Raw genomic sequence first — 1,709 nt, forward strand, 5'->3', positions numbered from 1 at the left:
CCCGACCGACCCGCATACCCACACGCCACACCCCGACCCGCCACATACAACTCACCGACCACACCCACCGGCACCGGGTTCAGGCAGTCGTCGAGGACGAGGAAGCTCAGGTGGGCCAGCGGCGCGCCGATCGGGCTGGCGTTGGTGTCGACGTCGCTCGCGACGATCTCCCGGAACGAGGCGTGCACCGTGGTCTCGGTGATGCCATACATGTTGATCAGGCGCGGCGACCGCGGGTAACCGTTCAACCACTTGCCCAGCCGGTGCGGTTCAAGCGCCTCGCCGCCGAACACCACGGTCCGCAGCTTCCCCTCCCGGGCCAACTCGGGTGAGAGGGCGTAGAACGCCGACGGTGTCTGGCTCAGCACGTTGACCTGCTCGCGAATCAGCATGGTGCGCAGGTCTTCTGGTGAGCGGACCACCGCGTCGGGCACGATCACCAACCGGCCGCCATGCAACAGCGACCCGAAGACCTCCCACACCGAGAAGTCGAAGGCCAACGAGTGACACTGCGACCACACCCGGCCCAGCGCCCGCTCGTCGTGCACCGACTCCAGCAACTGGGTGACGTTGTGATGGGTGACGGCCACGCCCTTCGGCGTACCGGTGGTCCCCGAGGTGTAGATGATGTACGCGACGTTCGCCGACGACGGGGCGGGCAGCGGGTCGGCGCACTGGCCCGCGACGGCGGCCGTGTCGAGATCGATGACCGCCACGCCTGATCCGTCGAGCCTCGAGCGCACGCCCGCGGTGGTGACGGCGGCGATCGGCGCGGCGTCGGTGAGCATGAACTCGATGCGGGCCGCCGGCAGTGCCGGGTCGATGGGCAGGTAGGCCGCGCCGGTCTTGAGCACGGCCAAAATCGCCACCACGGCCCGGGCCGAGCGCTCGGCCAACAGCCCCACACACTCCCCCGGACCGGCACCATACTCAACCAACAAGCGCGCCAACCGATTCGACGCCTCGTCCAACTCGCCATACGTCCACGACCCGCCCCCACAACTGACCGCCACCGCCTCCGGCGCACGATCCACCTGCGCGGAGAACAGCTCCGGAATCGACACCGCCACCGGCACCGGCCCGCTCAACACCGCCCGATTACCGATCACCTCAAGACGCGCACGCTCGGCCTCATCCAGCACCTCGATCGACGAGATACGCCGCGCGGAGTCGGCGGTCATGGTGACCAACACGTCGTGCAGTTGCGCGGCCAGGGCCTCGACGCGGGCGGTGTTGTACACGTCGGTGCGGAACTCCACCGCCCCCCCGATGCCGGCGGGCTGCCCGTCCTCGGTCCAGCGCTCGGCCAGCGAGAACACCAGATCCATTCGGGCGCTGCGGGTGTCGGTGGGCAACGGCGTTACTTTCAGATCGCCCAGCTGCACGTCCGCGAATTCTTCGTTCTGCCAGGCCAAGACGACTTGGATCAGGGGGTGGTGGGTCAGGCTGCGAGTGGGGTGCAGCCGTTCGACGAGGACTTCGAAAGGCACATCCTGGTGCTCATAGGCGGCCAGGCTGCGCTGTTGCACCTGACCCAACAACTGCGCAACCGTGGGATTACCGCTCAGATCGGTGCGCAACACCAGCGTGTTGACGAAAAATCCGACCAACTCATCAAGCGCGGGATCACGTCGCCCGGCGATCGGAAAGCCCACCGCCACATCCGAAGTCGCCCCCAACTTCCCCAACACCACCGCCAACGCGGCCTG

General features: G+C 67.6%; 1 protein-coding gene. It reads right to left on the reverse strand.

The genetic code is table 11. From position 1 onward, the window contains the following. A partial coding sequence (locus A5691_RS24645) for an amino acid adenylation domain-containing protein (protein ID WP_156734818.1) occupies positions 1-1,709 on the reverse strand: 1,709 nt, incomplete at both ends.

The organism is Mycobacterium sp. E183, from assembly GCF_001667735.1.
Lineage (GTDB): Bacteria > Actinomycetota > Actinomycetes > Mycobacteriales > Mycobacteriaceae > Mycobacterium.